Origin of the sequence: Pantoea sp. SOD02 (genome assembly GCF_024707505.1) — a bacterium.
Lineage (GTDB): Bacteria > Pseudomonadota > Gammaproteobacteria > Enterobacterales > Enterobacteriaceae > Pantoea > Pantoea symbiotica.
This window is the reverse complement of record NZ_CP102604.1, coordinates 1932810-1948212: the sequence shown is the minus strand read 5'-3', so window position 1 is coordinate 1948212 and position 15403 is coordinate 1932810. Positions and strand designations below refer to the sequence as shown.

18 protein-coding genes are annotated in these 15403 nt (G+C 55.1%); 3 read left to right on the top strand and 15 right to left on the bottom strand.

Annotation, left to right across the window (positions count from 1 at the left end):
- Positions 1-79: 79 nt before the first annotated feature.
- Positions 80-718, bottom strand: coding sequence for an RpiB/LacA/LacB family sugar-phosphate isomerase (locus NR302_RS09120; RefSeq protein ID WP_258145049.1), 639 nt, complete (start codon positions 716-718; stop codon positions 80-82).
- Positions 719-846: 128 nt separating this feature from the next.
- On the opposite strand from NR302_RS09120, the gene NR302_RS09115 reads away from it, so the two are divergent.
- Positions 847-1176, top strand: coding sequence for a cupin domain-containing protein (locus NR302_RS09115; RefSeq protein WP_008110063.1), 330 nt, complete (start codon positions 847-849; stop codon positions 1174-1176).
- A 16-nt stretch (positions 1177-1192) separates the two neighbouring features.
- Here NR302_RS09115 and NR302_RS09110 read toward each other — a convergent pair whose 3' ends face one another.
- The 7 genes from NR302_RS09110 to NR302_RS09080 all read right to left on the bottom strand — a co-directional run bounded on the left by NR302_RS09110 (position 1193) and on the right by NR302_RS09080 (position 7304).
- On the bottom strand, positions 1193-1690 hold the full coding sequence (locus NR302_RS09110; protein WP_258145048.1) for a protein disulfide oxidoreductase: 498 nt from the start codon (positions 1688-1690) through the stop codon (positions 1193-1195).
- Positions 1687-2409 (bottom strand): DsbA family protein, encoded by a 723-nt coding sequence (locus NR302_RS09105; protein WP_258145047.1) that lies wholly within the window; start codon positions 2407-2409, stop codon positions 1687-1689. Before NR302_RS09105 ends, NR302_RS09110 begins: the two co-directional genes overlap by 4 nt.
- Positions 2409-4409, bottom strand: coding sequence for a protein-disulfide reductase DsbD (locus NR302_RS09100; protein WP_258145046.1), 2001 nt, complete (start codon positions 4407-4409; stop codon positions 2409-2411). The genes NR302_RS09105 and NR302_RS09100 overlap by 1 nt, the downstream gene beginning before the upstream one ends.
- Before the next feature lie 49 nt (positions 4410-4458).
- Positions 4459-4815 (bottom strand): hypothetical protein, encoded by a 357-nt coding sequence (locus NR302_RS09095; protein WP_154152305.1) that lies wholly within the window; start codon positions 4813-4815, stop codon positions 4459-4461.
- 140 nt (positions 4816-4955) lie between these two features.
- The gene (locus tag NR302_RS09090; RefSeq protein WP_154183430.1) at positions 4956-5750 is read right to left on the bottom strand and encodes an SDR family NAD(P)-dependent oxidoreductase; all 795 of its coding nucleotides are present in this window, start codon (positions 5748-5750) and stop codon (positions 4956-4958) included.
- Between the two features lie 79 nt (positions 5751-5829).
- Positions 5830-6999 carry an MFS transporter gene (locus tag NR302_RS09085; protein ID WP_258145045.1) on the bottom strand — a complete coding sequence of 390 codons (1170 nt, stop codon included), beginning with the start codon at positions 6997-6999 and terminating at the stop codon, positions 5830-5832.
- Complete coding sequence (locus NR302_RS09080; RefSeq protein WP_308713894.1) at positions 6996-7304, bottom strand: serine hydrolase domain-containing protein; 309 nt, start codon at positions 7302-7304, stop codon at positions 6996-6998. The genes NR302_RS09085 and NR302_RS09080 overlap by 4 nt, the downstream gene beginning before the upstream one ends.
- Before the next feature lie 113 nt (positions 7305-7417).
- Between NR302_RS09080 and NR302_RS09075 the strand changes: the two genes are divergently transcribed.
- Positions 7418-8323 carry a LysR family transcriptional regulator gene (locus tag NR302_RS09075; protein WP_258145044.1) on the top strand — a complete coding sequence of 302 codons (906 nt, stop codon included), beginning with the start codon at positions 7418-7420 and terminating at the stop codon, positions 8321-8323.
- On the opposite strand, the gene NR302_RS09070 is transcribed toward NR302_RS09075, so the two are convergent.
- The 7 genes from NR302_RS09070 to NR302_RS09040 all read right to left on the bottom strand — a co-directional run bounded on the left by NR302_RS09070 (position 8296) and on the right by NR302_RS09040 (position 13156).
- The gene (locus tag NR302_RS09070) at positions 8296-8880 is read right to left on the bottom strand and encodes an AAA family ATPase (RefSeq protein ID WP_061720113.1); all 585 of its coding nucleotides are present in this window, start codon (positions 8878-8880) and stop codon (positions 8296-8298) included. The two genes, NR302_RS09075 and NR302_RS09070, sit on opposite strands and share 28 nt — an antisense overlap.
- Complete coding sequence (locus NR302_RS09065) at positions 8877-9314, bottom strand: PTS sugar transporter subunit IIA (RefSeq protein ID WP_091003163.1); 438 nt, start codon at positions 9312-9314, stop codon at positions 8877-8879. Before NR302_RS09065 ends, NR302_RS09070 begins: the two co-directional genes overlap by 4 nt.
- Positions 9315-9323: 9 nt before the next feature.
- Positions 9324-9593 carry a hypothetical protein gene (locus tag NR302_RS09060; RefSeq protein ID WP_008110081.1) on the bottom strand — a complete coding sequence of 90 codons (270 nt, stop codon included), beginning with the start codon at positions 9591-9593 and terminating at the stop codon, positions 9324-9326.
- 62 nt (positions 9594-9655) lie between these two features.
- On the bottom strand, positions 9656-10498 hold the full coding sequence (locus tag NR302_RS09055; RefSeq protein ID WP_008110083.1) for a class II fructose-bisphosphate aldolase: 843 nt from the start codon (positions 10496-10498) through the stop codon (positions 9656-9658).
- Positions 10485-11858 (bottom strand): PTS sugar transporter subunit IIC, encoded by a 1374-nt coding sequence (locus tag NR302_RS09050; RefSeq protein WP_258145043.1) that lies wholly within the window; start codon positions 11856-11858, stop codon positions 10485-10487. Before NR302_RS09050 ends, NR302_RS09055 begins: the two co-directional genes overlap by 14 nt.
- The gene (locus NR302_RS09045; RefSeq protein ID WP_008110086.1) at positions 11851-12165 is read right to left on the bottom strand and encodes a PTS sugar transporter subunit IIB; all 315 of its coding nucleotides are present in this window, start codon (positions 12163-12165) and stop codon (positions 11851-11853) included. The genes NR302_RS09050 and NR302_RS09045 overlap by 8 nt, the downstream gene beginning before the upstream one ends.
- A gap of 10 nt (positions 12166-12175) precedes the next feature.
- Positions 12176-13156, bottom strand: a complete 981-nt coding sequence (locus tag NR302_RS09040) for a 6-phosphofructokinase (protein WP_258145042.1) — start codon at positions 13154-13156, stop codon at positions 12176-12178.
- Positions 13157-13591: 435 nt separating this feature from the next.
- Here NR302_RS09040 and dld point away from each other — a divergent pair, with 435 nt between their 5' ends.
- Positions 13592-15292 carry a D-lactate dehydrogenase gene (dld, locus tag NR302_RS09035; RefSeq protein WP_258145041.1) on the top strand — a complete coding sequence of 567 codons (1701 nt, stop codon included), beginning with the start codon at positions 13592-13594 and terminating at the stop codon, positions 15290-15292.
- Positions 15293-15403: the final 111 nt, after the last annotated feature.

Here is a 15403-nt window from a genome sequence, read left to right as displayed (position 1 = left end):
ATGGGGAAAATGAGATTTCAAATCTGGAAGTGAAAAACAACAAAGCCAGGTTTCCCTGGCTTTGCTCAAACCGTATTGATTACTGCGCCAGTTCACGCACAAAACCCACGATTTCCTGATTCTGCCCATGCTCAAACAGGCAATGCTGCAAGCGCGGGCCGCTTACCGCGGTCTTCACCAGTTCAGGATCGATGGCGCGCAGTGAGTCGAGGTAATTCTCTTTCAACAGCGCGGCTTTCACCTCGTTCAGGATACCTGCGTTGCGCACCTGTGGTTCTTTGCGCTCAGGCGGATAACCGTGCCCTTTTTCGCCGGTGAAGGCTTTTTCGAAGATAAAGCGCAGGTTCAGTTCCGCGCCCCAGCCGAAGCCTTTAGCGAACGGCAGCGACAGCGCATTCCCGTTGTTGATTTGCGCAAACAGATAGGCATCTGCTGGATCGATGCAGTAACCGCACACCACGCCGGGATGCAGGTTCAGCGACATCAGCGTGCCCTGGCCGGTGCCGCAACCGGCTACCACGAAGTCTACCGCTTTGCTGTTAAGCAGTACGTTGGCCATGATGCCGAGGTGGATATAAGTAAGATGGTGATCCTGTTCGTCGCTCATACCGACGTTAAACACCTGATGCCCGAGCGGTTGCGCCACAGACTGAAGCTCTTTCAACACCGTTGCGTTCTTCGCAGCCTGGCTGTTTTCCATCATCAAAGCGATTTTCATGATCCATCCTCAGATTAAATTGAAACACCGTTTCATTTTAATCAAAGATCGTTAAAATGCAGCCTTTAAATGCCTTTTTGACTGTGAGTTAAGTCACACATTGACGATGCAACCTGCAAGGAGAAACCATGTTTATCTATAAAAGCGCAACCCAACTGGACGATTTAGGCAACGGCGTGACGCGCCGAATTCTGGCGCACGGCGGCACCATGATGGCGGTGGAAGTCACCTTTGAGCAGGATGCTGTTGGTCCGCTGCATCACCATCCGCATGAGCAGCTCACCTACGTGTTATCCGGACGTTTTGCCTTCACCATTGATGGCGTGACCAAAGAAGTCAGTGCCGGCGATACGCTGTATAAAGCGCCGAACATTGTGCACGGCTGCGTGTGTCTGGAAGCGGGCGTATTGCTGGATACGTTCACGCCGCAGCGCGAGGATTTTCTGGCGGCACCGTAACGTGCCGCCAGAGAGACTAGCGGGAAGCCCACCAGAGGCGCAGCTTCAGCCCCCAAGCGCTGGTCCAGCCGCTGCTGGTGCTAATGACTTTGCCCTGATGCAGCACGATAAAGGTCGGCGTGGCCTGAATATCCCAGCGCTGGCCGATCGTCCCGCTCTCATCGTTGATCGCCACGCCTTGCAGCCCTTTCTTCTCCAGCCAGGTTGCTACGCGCGTATCGTTACCGGATCGCAGCGCCACGCTCGCCACCTTGTAACCTTGCTGGCTCATCGCCGCCACGGTTGGCGTGGTGAGTTTGCATACGCCGCACCAGCTTGCCCAGACGTAAACCAGCAATGGACGATCCTGACTGAGCTCCGCCAGATTAACCTCGCCTTGCAGCGAGGTGAGCGGCTGTTGCGCCAGGTCGGCAGGCAGCTGCGGTGCACGCAGCCAATCCATGCCCCACAGCGCCGCCGCGACAATCAGCACTAAGAGCAGCGCCTCACGCAGCAAGCGCTTTAGTCGACTCATGGCTTCGCCTGCAGCGCGCCTTTCACTGCCGCTTCCAGTTGCTCATACGGCACCGCGCCACTGATCATCTGGTCGCCGACCAGCGTCGCTGGAGTGCCCTGTACGCCGAGCTGCTGCGCCAGCGTCAGGTTGCTGTTGATGGTGTCGAGGCTCACTTTGCTTGGCTCTTTCAGCTTTATGCCGGTTTTCTCCAGCGCCGCGTCGATGCTAGCGGTATCGTGATTGCCCTTTTTCGCCATCAAACGTTCATGCAATTTGAGGAAGTTTTTCGGCTGCTGCTCCCACACGGTGAGCGCCAGACGCGCCGAGGTGAGTGAGGTTTCAGAGCGATACGGCAGCGGTTTAATCACCACCGCGACCTGCGGATGCGCTTTCAGCAGTTTTTCGATATCGGCTTCAAACTTCTTGCAGAATACGCAGTTGTAATCGGTGAAGTAGACCAGCGTCAGCGCCGGTTTCTCAGCACCAATGCGCGGTGAACCGGCATCATTGAACAGCGCATCGTGGTTTTTCTTCACCATCTGCGCCACCACATTTTGCTGCTGTTGTGCGGCCTCTTTATCAAACGCATCAGCGGCTTCCGCCAGAATCGACGGATTTTGCACCAGGGTTTCACGGATCAGTTCTTTAATACGCGCTTCCTGCTCAGGGGTAAAAGGCGCGGCCGCCAGTGCAGGCATGGCAAGGAACATCAGTGGCAGTAACAGGGATTTCTTCATTATTTTTTCGCCTCAGAGAGAGTGGAGATCACCGCTTCACGACTCAGCAGCGGTGACAAAATCTGGCCTTGCGGCAGTGCCGGGCCATAAATTTGGTTAAAAGGGATCGCCACGCGGTCGCGGCGGCGCAGGAATTCACCGATGGCAGGATCGGGCTGCGTCCAGTCGCCGCGCAGCAGCACCACGTCATCGGCTTTTAGCGCAGCACGCACATCGGGCTGATTCAGAACGCGGGATTTGTTCACTTTGCAGGTGATGCACCAGTCGGCGGTGACATCGACAAACACCCGTTTATTCTGCTCGAGTGCCTGATGGATCGCCGCTTCGGTCAATGGCTGCCAGTGCAGCGTCTCCTCTTCCGGCGTGATGCGCGTCATCAGGAACAGCGCACCGGCCAGCGTCAGAGTGATAAACACCACGCCCACCTGCTGCAGCGCGCGACGCTTCACCAGCCAGCCACACAACACCGCGAGTAACATACCCGCCAGCAACAGCGCGAAGGTGCTGCCCCAATGCGGTACCAGCAATGTCACCAGCCAGAAGGTGGCGAGCAGCATAAACAGGCCGAGCACGCTGCGCAGATGCACCATCCAGCGCCCCGGACGCGGCAAACAGCGCGCCATGCCCGGTAACGCCGCCACCAGCAGCCACGGCAAACTCATGCCGACGCCGAGCGCGACAAACAGCAGCCACAGCTGCGGCAGCGGTGACGTCAGCGCATAAGCCACCGCTGTACCGAGAAACGGCGCGCTGCACGGCGTAGCCAGCAAGGTGGCAAACGCGCCCTGACCGAAGTGACCAAGCAAGCCGTCGCCGCCCTGCGTCGCCAGTTTGGTATTCAAACCCGACGGCAAGCGGAAATGCAGCAGATCAAACAGACTGGCGCTGAACAGGAACATCACCAACACCATCACCAGCAGGAAGCCGCTGCTCTGGAACTGAATGCCCCAGCCAAGCGCCTGCCCGCTGAGACGGAGTCCGGTCATCAGCAGCGCCAAAAGCAGGAAGGAGAAAATGATCCCGGCGCTGGAAGCGAGAAACTGCTGGCGCGTCTGACGCTGCGTTTGCCCTTGCTGCTGCACCAGGCTGCTGAGTTTGATCGCCAGCACCGGCAACACACACGGCATCAGGTTGAGGAGCAAGCCACCGAGCAGCGCCAGCAGCAACACCGACCATAAGGTCTGCGCGCCATCGCCGGATACCAACGCTTCCGCGCCAATATTTATCGCGCTTTGCTGCGCAATCCCACCATCGGCCACCACCAGCGACAACGTTTTGCCGCGCAGATCCGGAGCCGCTTCGCCCCATTCATCGGTGACCGCCACGCGTGCGCTGAGCGTGTCGCCTTTCACACTGATTTGCGGTGCCGCCAGCATGCTGCCCTGCGGATAATCGAAGAACAGTTCAGGTTGTTGCCAGCCGCCCTGACGCTGTGCGCGAATCTGCAATTCGCCATTCACAAAGCTGGCGTCGAGTTGATCGGTTAAGCCGCTAGCGGCCGGAATGCGTCCCATCGCTTCGGCGAAATCGCGGGCAAAATCGGCGTCAGCGGGCTGCGTCAGATCGAGGCTGAAGGGGAAGTCGGTGAGGATGCAGACATCGCTACAGGTCGAGAGCGTCAGCGTTCCCGCGAGCTGTTGGCTCGACAGTTTCGCCAGTTCGATCGGCAGCGTGATATCGCCTTTGTAGCCTTGTGTGGTCAAGCCGCTAACGTCAAAACGTTCGGGCGCAGGCCAGAACCACTGCGCCTTTACATCCGGCGTTTGCCAACGGATTTCCGGCGCAACGCCGCCTTCGCCTGGCGTACGCCAGTAGGTTTTCCAGCCAGGTTGCAGGCGAATATCCAGCAGCAGTTGCTGATTATCGTTGTGGCTGGCGCTGCGCAGGCGCACTTCGGCATGGCTATTTTGCGCATTACGCAGCCAGCCGGTGTCTGCCGCCTGCGCAGTAATCGCGCAGCTCGCCAGCAGGAGCAACAGGCTCCTGATCAATACAGTCATGTGAATTCTCCAGTGAATAACAGGGTTTACGCGATGTAACGCGCAGGTGTTATTCCCGGAAGACGCAGAAGGTCAGATGCCGCCGTCGCAGAGGCGGAAACAGCGGTGCGCGGCGATAGCCGACGGAAGTGGTGGTTTGTGTAAAGGTGGCGATCAGCGCCAGCAACAACAGCAGGAAAGGCAATGCGGTATCAAGGATGGGTGCAGCGGCACTCAGCGATTTGGCGCTCAGCGCACAAGGTTTTTCACTGCCGCTGGCATCGTCACTGCTGTGAGTTTGCGCGGACGCGCTGACCTGCGCTAAAGGTGCGGAAGGCAAATTGAAGCTGCGCTGGACGAGACAAAACGCCAGCACCAGACAAACCAGTGCCAGAATCCATTTTGCGCGTGATAGCGATATCGTCATGCCGCAGCCTCAGAGAAAAGTGCGGGCATTTTAAGCATCCGCAGCAGAAACACCAAGCTTTGCTGTGTAAACTTTTGTCTTTGTGGTGCGAGCGTCGTAGGGTCGCCATTCATGGCGACCTTGTCAATCACCGCACCCGGCTAAACAATGTCATCCACCACGCCGCCATCGACGCGCAGCGCGGCACCGGACGTCGCGGATGCCTGTTTCGAACAAACATACACCACCATGTTCGCCACCTCTTCCACCGTAGCAGCACGCTGGATCACCGAACTCGGACGCTGAGCCATCACAAACTCTTTCGCCAACTCTTCCAGCGGCTTACCGGTGCGTTTCACTTCATCTTCCATCATGGCAGCAAAACCATCGGAGAGCGTTGGGCCCGGCAACACGCTGTTCACCGTCACGCCGCTGCCCGCCACCACTTTCGCCAGCCCGCGCGCCAGCGACAGCTGCGCGGTTTTACTTACGCCGTAATGCAGCATATCGGCGGGAATATTCAGTGCTGACTCTGAAGAGATAAACACCACGCGGCCCCAACCGCGTTTCACCATCTCCGGCAATAAAGCCCGCGACAGGCGCACACCGGACATCACATTGGTTTGCCAATAGGCATCCCAGGTTTCGTCATCCACTTGATAAAAATCCTGCGGACCGTAAATCCCAGCGTTATTCACCAGAATATCGATTGGCGGCAAACCGTTGAGCAGTTGCTTAACACCTTGTGCACTGCCGAGATCGGCGATGAAGGTATGAATTTTCGCCCCCGCGACTAAGCCGTTGAGCTTCTCGCGCGCACGACTCACCGAGGCTTCACTGCGCCCGTTCAGCACCACTTCCGCCCCGCTGGCCGCCAGACCTTGTGCAATGGCAAAACCGATACCGCCGGTTGATGCGGTAACTAAGGCTGTTTTTCCGTGTAGATCGATATTCATCATGCTTTCCTCTGTGAGCGTAATCACAAAAGCTTGGTTGATACTGCCGGATATGCATTGACAAATCATGCGGTTATTATCACGACAAATGATTAACGCTGGCCTGCACCCCGCGCTGACCTGACCACCAGGCAATGCCCAACGCAATGACCAACAACAGCAATAACACCGGGGCAAAACTGCCGATACCGAGATTTTGCAGTAACACGCCACCGATCATGCCGCCGCCAGCCATCGCCAGATTCCACACCGTGACCAGCATCGATTGCGCGACATCGGTCGCGGCACCGGCGCGATTCACCATGCCGGTTTGCAACAGCGTCGCCGCCCCACCAAATGCCAATCCCCACAATGCCACCGCCAGCCACACCAGCTGCACGCTCGCCGCATTCAGTTGCAGCAAAAACGCAGCCACCATGAAAAGGCCGATGCTGATTAGCGTGAGCGGCTGTAAAAATCGGTCGACGAATATGCCGGTGACAACGATGCTGACCAGCGAGCAGAGGCCAAACAGCAGCAGTATCGCGTCAGTTCGCGCCATTAAGCCCGCAGGTTGCAAGAAAGGTGAGATGTAGGTGTAGAGAATGTTGTGCGCCAGAACGATGCAAAGCACCAATAACAATACGCTGCGCACGCCGGGTAAACGCAACACAGCACGCAGTGGCCTTCGTTGCTGGCCCGATTGTCCCGGCTGCTCCGGTGCGGTCAGACGCAGCACCAGCATCAACAGCAGTGACAACGCACTGAGCGCCATAAAACTCTCGCGCCAGCCGATGGCATTACCGACAAAAGTGCCAAGCGGTACGCCGATGGAAAGCGCCAGCGGCGTGCCGGCCATCGCAATGGCAATTGCTTTGCCCTTTTGCTGCGCAGGCGCCATCGCTGCCGCGTAGCCCGCCAGCAGCGCCCAAAGTACGCCTGCTGCAGCGCCTGCAACCGTGCGCGCCACTAGCAGCAAGGTGTAATCACGGGCAATGGCCGTCACCAGATTCGCCACGGTAAAACCGGCCAGCGTTAACAACAATAAACGGCGGCGGCGCATTCCTTGCAACAGTGTCATCAGCGGGATGGCGGCCAGAAAGGAGCCCACCGCATAGGCGGTTATGCTCTGCCCAGCCGCAGCGGCTGAAATGGCAAAATCCTGCGCCATCGGCGTCAATAATCCGGCGGGAAGTGCTTCGGTAACAATGGTGACAAACGCCGCCAGACTTAGCGCCAGCAGCGGAATCAACGGTAAGCGATCTCTCATTGTTCCTCCCACAACCCCTGATACACCGCGTCACGCAGTTCATTAACAAACGCGCCTAACAAGCTAATGGTAGCCGCACTGCCTTGCGCCACCAGCACCATTGCAGCGGTGGAAACGATCAGTTTGCTCATCGACGCGAGACGGAAATGCCCCCTTTTCGCCATCGGACGCTGATTTTCCCGATCGGCCCATCCCGCCGCCTGGTGATAAATAATCTCGCCGCGCTGCGCGACCATCACCTCTACCCCGACTAAACGCTGCTGGTCCAGCGCCTGCTGAATCACAGTCTGAAGTAAACCCTGCATGCTTTTCTCTCCTCAATAATGAATGACATCACAGTAGCCACTTCTCAATTACGGAAAAAGCGGGGTATATTTCTCGACTTAACGGACAATAATGTCCGCAATGGCGGAATCACATGGACAGTCTGAACGGGTTTGTGGTGTTCGTGCAGGTCGCTGAAACCCGCAGCTTTGTTGCTGCCGGGCGTCATTTGGGGATCTCTGCTTCTGCGGTGGGGAAAAGTGTGGCGCGGCTGGAGGAGAAACTCGGTGTCAGGCTGTTTCACCGCAGCACACGTAGCATCACGCTGACTGCCGAAGGCTCCCTTTTCCTGCAGCGCAGTCGCCGCATTTTGGCGGAGATTGAGGCTGCCGAAAGCGAACTGTCACAGGCCGCTGGGCGCCCAAGTGGGCGTTTGAAACTGAGTCTGCCGATTGTAGGATCGCTGATCTTGCCGGTATTGGGGGATTTTATGCGGGCATATCCGGAGATTCAGCTCGATCTGGATTTCAGCGATCGCGTGGTAGATGTGATTGCCGAAGGGTATGACGCAGTGATGCGCGGCGGTCCGCCAATGGATTCACGGTTGTCGGCGCGTAAACTGGGCTATGCCTACTCTGTTGCAGTCGCATCGCCGGACTATCTGGCCCGACATGGTGAACCCAAAACGCCTGAAGAGTTGACTCAGCACGCTTGTTTGCACTATCGCTTCAACACCACGGGCAAGCTTGAGCGCTGGGTACTGCGCGGTTACGAAGATGAACAGGAACTGACGCTGCCCACCACCATGATTTGTAACAACATAGAAACCCGCGTCTGCTTTGCTATGCGTGGCTTAGGCATCGCCATGCTGCCGGATTTCTCTATTCGTGAGGCACTGGCACAAGGCACGCTGCGTGAAGTATTGAGCGACTTCGCCTGCCACCGTAACGTATTCCATTTGTTGTGGCCCGCCAGTAAATATCCGTCGCCAAAAGTACGTGCGCTGATCGACTTTCTCAGCGCACGCGTTTTTCAACCCGAGGCCGATAAAGCCGGTTGAGCGCTGATCGGCAGCCGCAGTTGGCGCTGCAACCAGGCGCAGGCCGCCGCCTGGTCCGGGTTGCGCGCGTTAAGCTGCAACACCGGACCCAGCGCCATCGGCTGGGCGGTTTCCGCCAGCTTGCGCAGTTCTGGCAGATACTCCGCGCCCGGATGTCCCGGCATGCGATCGGTTAAACGTGCCTGATAACGCGCCACCGCCTCATCTGGCGTGATCGCCAGCCACAACTCCAGCACCCGCGTCACGCCCGCCTGTTGCAATCCTTGCTGCAACACCTCTTTCGGCTGGAAGCCAAACCAGGCATCGATAACATAGATGCAACGCGTCGGCGCTTGCGCCACCACTTGCCAGATCGCCTGATACGCCGCACAGCCTAGCTGTCGATTGCGCAGGCGATCCACCGGCGCAAAGCTGGCCATAAACGGCTCTTTCAGGCTATCCAGCGTCAACACCGGAAAACCGAATTGCTCGGCCAGCGCGCGCGTCAGGGTGCTTTTGCCGGAAGCCGGAATGCCGTTCACCAGCACCACCATCTTCTCTTCAGTGTCGGTTGTCATAGGATCTCTATCACCTCCGCAGCACTGCTGGCGTTGCGCAAGCGCACCAGCGTCTCCTCATCTTCCAGCAGCGTGACAATCGCGCGGATGCCCTCTTCAATGTGGGCGTTGCTGTCACGCGCACCGAACATAATCACAATATCGGCTTTGTCGCTGCCGTCGAAGGAAATCGGCTCATCCAGCACAATCATGCTGAAACAATCTTTCAGCACGCCGGTTTCCGGCCGCGCATGGGGAATGGCGATGCCCTCCTCAAACACGTAATAAGCGCCATGCTCCAGCGTGTTGGCGATCACCGCTTCCGGATAACTGGCTTTGATGTAACCGCCGTTCACCAGCGGCAGCGCCGCCAGCGCGATCACCTCGCGCCAATCCCTGGCGCTGATCCCCACCTGAATCGCACTTGCCTCCTGCAGCAGCTGTTTAATACTCATACTGCCTCCTTAAAATGATTTGCGAATGGTGTTGCGCAGTTCATCGATTTTGACAAACAGCGGATCAATTTCCTGACGAAAGCGGCGGCTTTTCGCAAAGATATTTAATGCACGATTATATTCCAGCATTAATTGTTTTTGCGTCTCTGTCGCCTGCGGGTTATTGGCTAACTGTTGTTCCAGTTCACTTATTTTCCCGCTGATGGTTTCAGCCTGAAGATCTATTTCCTGTGAATCCTGGCTCTTATTATCGGAGCCCTTTTTCAAGAATCCAAACATAGCGTCTCCTGCCCCGAATGGCGCCGGGCACCTCAGGTTATTACGTCATGAGTGAGTCGGAATTAGCGGAACAGCTGAATCTTTTCTACCAGCACATTGGTTACGGCATCGTTGGCCGGCACAAGGAAATTACGCACGCTGTCGTTGACCTTGCCCTTTTCAAATGTCTGCTTGCAGTTTGCGACCCACTGCACATTCATCTCGGTGCCGACGTTGACTTTCTCAATGCCGCTGCGCACCGCAAGACGCATATCTTCATCGCTGACGCCGGTTCCGCCGTGCAGCACCAGCGGCGTTTTAGTGGCATCGGTGATATCCGCCAGGCGCTGATGCTGAATATGCGCTTTGCCGGTATACAAGCCGTGCACGGTACCGATGGAGATGGCCAGCATATCGACGCCGGTTTCATCGACAAAGCGTTTGGCTTCATCGACGGTGGTAAACGCCGCATCGTTCATTTCCACTTCTTTGCCATCTTCCGAGCCGCCAATCGCGCCCAGTTCAGCTTCTACCGAAACAGCCAGCGGGCGCGCCATATCAATAACACGTCGCGTATTGGCGATGTTCTCTTCAATCGGCAAATGTGAGCCGTCATACATAATTGAACTGAAGCCTGCATCCAGCGCAGTTTGAATCGCGTCTAAATCCGAACAGTGATCGAGGTGCAAACAGGTCGGCACGTTACGGCTTTCTGACAGTGAGCGAATCGCATCCACCAATAATTTGTGTCCGAGATATTTGGCGGTGCCGGTTGAGATCTGAATCATTAATGGACTATTGGTTTTCTCCGCCGCTTTAAAAAAGGCCGGCAGCATTTCCAGGCAGTGCAAATTAAAGGAACCGAGCGCTTTAAATTCACGTTCTTTAGCCACCTGTAACAGATCGGTAAAGTTATAAAGTTTCATGGAGCTTTTCCTCATGGGATTTAGACTTAGTGGATTTTCCGTTAACAAACCAGGCGATGAGAGTAATGAAGGCAATAAACAGCGCGACGAACAGCCAGTTATTCTGGAATGCATGGCCGAGCACCAGGCCGGTACTGATGACATCCGAATCACTGAAGGTGACGCCGGTAAAACCGTAACTTTCCAGCATCGGCACCAGAATCGCCGGCAGGAAGGTGATGAACAGACCGTGCACGAAACCGCCGATCATCGCCCCGCGACGACCACCAAGCGCATTACCAAACACGCCTGCGGTGCCACCGGCAAAGAAGTTGGTCAGCAGACCTGGCAGAATCATCGCCAGACCAAACATCGGGAACACCAGCATGCCCACCACCGAACCCAGCGTGGTGGCGAGGAAGCCGACGATCACCGCATTCGGGGCGTATGGGAACATCACCGGGCAGTCGAGCGCCGGTTTCGCATCCGGAACCAGACGCATGGCGATACCACGGAAAGCCGGTACCAGTTCGTTCAGCAGCAGACGCACGCCGCTATACAGCACAAACACACCGCACACGAATTGAATCGACTGCATAAAGGCGTACATCAGATAGTTCATGCCGTTGCTGTACTGGCCGATAAATTCCGGACCGGCGGCGACCGCAGGAATCAGGTACATCGGCACCATCACCACCGCCATCGACAGATAAGTGTCCTGCAGGAATTTTAAGTTGTCGGGCAGTTTGAGGTCTTCCGTGGAGCGCGAACCTTTGCCCACCACCTTCGCCACCGCCGCCGTCAGCAGGTAGCCGATGGTGCAGAAGTGACCGAGCGCCACGTCGTCGGAATCGGTGATACGACGCACCACCGGTTGTGCCAGTGCAGGCATCACGACCGCCATAATGCCGCCAAAGATGCCGCCGGTAAGGATCAGAGGTAAGCCTGTTAGCCCCGCTTTATAGCCAATCACCGCACCGATGGTCGCCATCCACAGCAGCGCCTGACCGGTAAGGAAGATGTATTTGAACGGTGTCAGACGCGCAATGATGATGTTGACGATAAAGATCACCAACAGCGTCAGCGCCACTTCTGAACCCAGCTCGCGGTTTGCTAACCCGGCAATGGCGGCAACGTCGGTGATATAACCCTGCATGCCAAAACCGTGGGTGAAAATGGTGTTCAGGAAGGTCAGCGTACCGACAATAATGTTGATACCGGCCATCATAATTAAGAAACCAAGCAGGGTTTTAAAGGTGCCTTCCACCACCTTGCCCGCTGATTTTTTTTGCAGTAGCAGACCAATCAGGGCAATAAAGGCGATCAGAATTGATGCCTGCCCTAATAAGTCTTTTACCAGGAAGTCGATCACACTATTCATGATTAGCAACCTTTAAGTTACGTTCTTTCATAAACGCCACGATTTTCTCTTCAATTTCCGCTTTGTCGGTCAGCTTATTGAGAATAATCACCCGTTTAATCTGTTCCGGGCTGGCATCGGCATTTAACACATCAGCAAAGGCTTTCTGGGTTAAAATCATGTCGGATTTAAAGGCGTTGGCTTCAGAAATGGTGGTGTGATCGATATCAGCATCAATTTCGAGTTTCTTTAATACTGACTTGGCGCTCATCTCAATCGCAAAGCTTGAACCCAAACCACATCCACAGACACATAATATTTTCAGCATGGCTATTTCCTCACAGAATTTGCAGTTGTTTAGCGAGTTTATAATGATGCCCTTCCGTATCGACCAGGCGTTTTTTCATGCTTATTAAATCAATCGGAATCGGTCGATTACTGCCATTAATAATCACCGCTTTGTTGCGCATTCCCGACTGAATACAACGCGCGACTTCACTGGCCATAATGGTGCCCTGATAAATCTCTTCACAGGTAGGATCGCCATTACGCAGGCCATAACCGATAATTGTTTTACGAATACGCACACCAATTAACGGTTCAATTTGTTTAATTAAGGTATCGATAGCGCCCTGAAAGCCCGGCGAATATTCACGGGTGTAGCCTTCCGAACACAAAATAATCACGCTGTTCTGCGCCGCCAGCCGCTGCGTGATGCGCTCGGCCAGCTCTTGTGGCGCAATCTGGCATTCCGGGATCAGCGCGAAATCCGCATTGGATTTGATCGCCGACTGCAAGGTTAATTCACCGCAATAACCGCCAAGCAGCTCCACCATAAACACACGACCGGTTAAGGCGCGGCCGGTATTGCGTAATTTCGCCACCTCTTTTAAAACCTGCTCGCAGGCGGTGGAGAAACCGATGCTGTAATCACTGCCAAACACATCGTTATCGATGGTCATGCCGACGCCAAAACAGTTAACGCCAAATTCGCTTAGCGTATGCAGGAATTGTAATGAGCCATCGCCGCCCGCCATAATTAATACATCGATGCGCAGCGACTTAAGATGTTTGGCGATGGTTTCATATTCTGGACGAATTAATTTTCTATTGGTTCGTCCCGATTGCATCACCGGAATAGCAGCGATGGCGTAATCCACTAAATCGCGCTGGGATATTTCCTGGTGATTGTTTTCCAGCAAGCCCGGAATGCCACCGTTAAATAACACCATTTCCGCCTTAGTTAAGCGCGATATTTGATACACAAAGTTATTAATCCCGGTAACATCGCCACCGCTGATCACTATGCCAATTCTCATTGTCATCACCCTTTATGCTGTGCGTCTGGAATTCATTCTTCCGATTAACGACATTGTTATTTGCAACGAATGTCACACTTTTGCGATGAATTCCCCGAGTGAGATCATTGACAGCATCCAATACAGGCTAGATTTTGTGATATAAATCACATGTCACTTTTCACCTTAAATCATTAATAACAAATAAAATCATATAGTTATATTCATTTTGCGCAGTAAAACCGGCGACTTAAATAAACACCCTACTCGCTGTTTTTCTTTCGATCTATTTTGTGATTTCCCGCGCATTTTTATCGGTTCCTGACGCTTATTCCGTATCAGATAAAGGGATAATGATTACGTGCGTTATTTATGCGTCAGGGCCAGTGAATGATTGACTCAATGCCGATGCACTTGTCCAATACCGTGGCAGATAAAGAATAAAGAAGAGAAAAAATGAGCATGCAGAAGGATATGTTGCGTAAGTTGGCAGAGGTGATTGACGAGAAACAGGTATTAACCCATGCGGATGATAAAGCCTGGTACATAAAGGGATTCCGCGTCGGACGCGGTGAAGCGCTGGCGGTGGCGTTACCGCAAACACTGTTGCAGCTGTGGCAAACGCTGCAGGTTTGCGTGGCGCACGATGTCATTGTGCTGATGCAGGCGTCGAATACCGGTGTTACCGGCGGCTCAACGCCCGACGGCAATGATTATGACCGCGATATAGTGATTATCAGTACCCGCCAGCTCAAAGGCGTGCAGGTGATCGATCAGGCGCGTCAGGTGATTGCTTTCCCTGGCACCACCTTGACCGAACTGGAGCACACCTTGCAGCCGCTGGGTCGTGAACCGCACTCGGTGATTGGATCATCCTGCATCGGCGCTTCGGTGGTCGGCGGCATCTGTAATAACTCCGGTGGCTCACTGATTCGGCGCGGCCCCGCTTTCACCGAAAAATCCTTGTTCGCCCGCATTCATGACGATGGTCGTTTAGAGATGGTCAATCATCTCGGCATCGAGTTGGGCGACACGCCAGAAGTGATGCTGGAAAACCTGGCGCAGCAGCGGTATCAAACCGGCGAGCAGCCCGACTGGCAGGGAAAAATCTGGGCGGATGATTATGCCGACCGCCTGCGAGATGTGGCCGCAGATTCCCCGGCGCGTTTCAATGGCGATCTGCGTTACCTGCACGACAGCTCGGGCAGCGCCGGCAAAGTGGTAGTGTTTGCCGTGCGCTTGCCGACCTTTGAAGCCAGCACCGGCAGCGATACCTTTTACATCGGCACTAACGATGAGAGCGTGCTGGTGGCGCTGCGCCGTTTCCTGCTAACGAAGATGAGCGAGCTGCCGTTGCAGGCGGAATATATTCATCGCAACGCCTTCGATTTAACCGTGCGCTACGCCAAGCATATGTATTTGGCGATCCGCAAACTGGGTCCGCAGGCCATTCCGCAGATGATGGCCAATAAAGCCAAATGGGATGTGCGCGTCAGCCACCTGAAATTCCTGCCGCGCAATTTTGTTGATCGGGTGCTGCAATTTTTCAACCAGCTAACGCCGAGCTTTATCGCGCCGCGCATCATGGATTACCGCAGCGAGTATCAACATCATCTGATGATCAAAGTGGAGTCGCCGCAAACCGCAGAATTACAAAGCTTGTTACAGCAGTTCTTTGCTGAGCAGCCAGGTGGCTTTTTCCACTGTAATTCGCGTGAAGCGGCGGATGCGTTTTTGGTGCGTTTCGGCGTGGGCGGTTGCACCATTTCCTACTGCGATGCGCTGGGCTACAACCCCAACGAACGGCTGGTGGCATTTGACGTGGCGCTGCGCCGCAATGACGATGCATGGCGTTTGACGCTGCCGGATCATCTGGCGGCCCAGGTGCAGGTTGATTCATGCTGCGGGCACTTTTTCTGCTTCGTCAATCATCAGGATTACGTGCTGAAACCGGGTTACGACGCGAAAGTGTTTAAGGAAGAGGTGAAGCGCTATCTGGAACAGCGCGGCGCGAAGTATCCCGCCGAGCACAATGTTGGACATCTTTATCAGGCATCGTGTGAACATGTCGAGCACTGGAAACAGCTCGATCCCACCAACAGCTGTAATCCGGGGATTGGTAAAACCAGTAAGAAGAAGTTTTGGCGGGAGATGTAGCCTCGGGGTTTTGTAGGGCGCGCATTTATGCGCACCTGGTCGCCATAAATGGCGACCCTACGACAACGGTGCGGGTTTCGTAGGGCGCGCATTTATACGCACCTGGTCGCC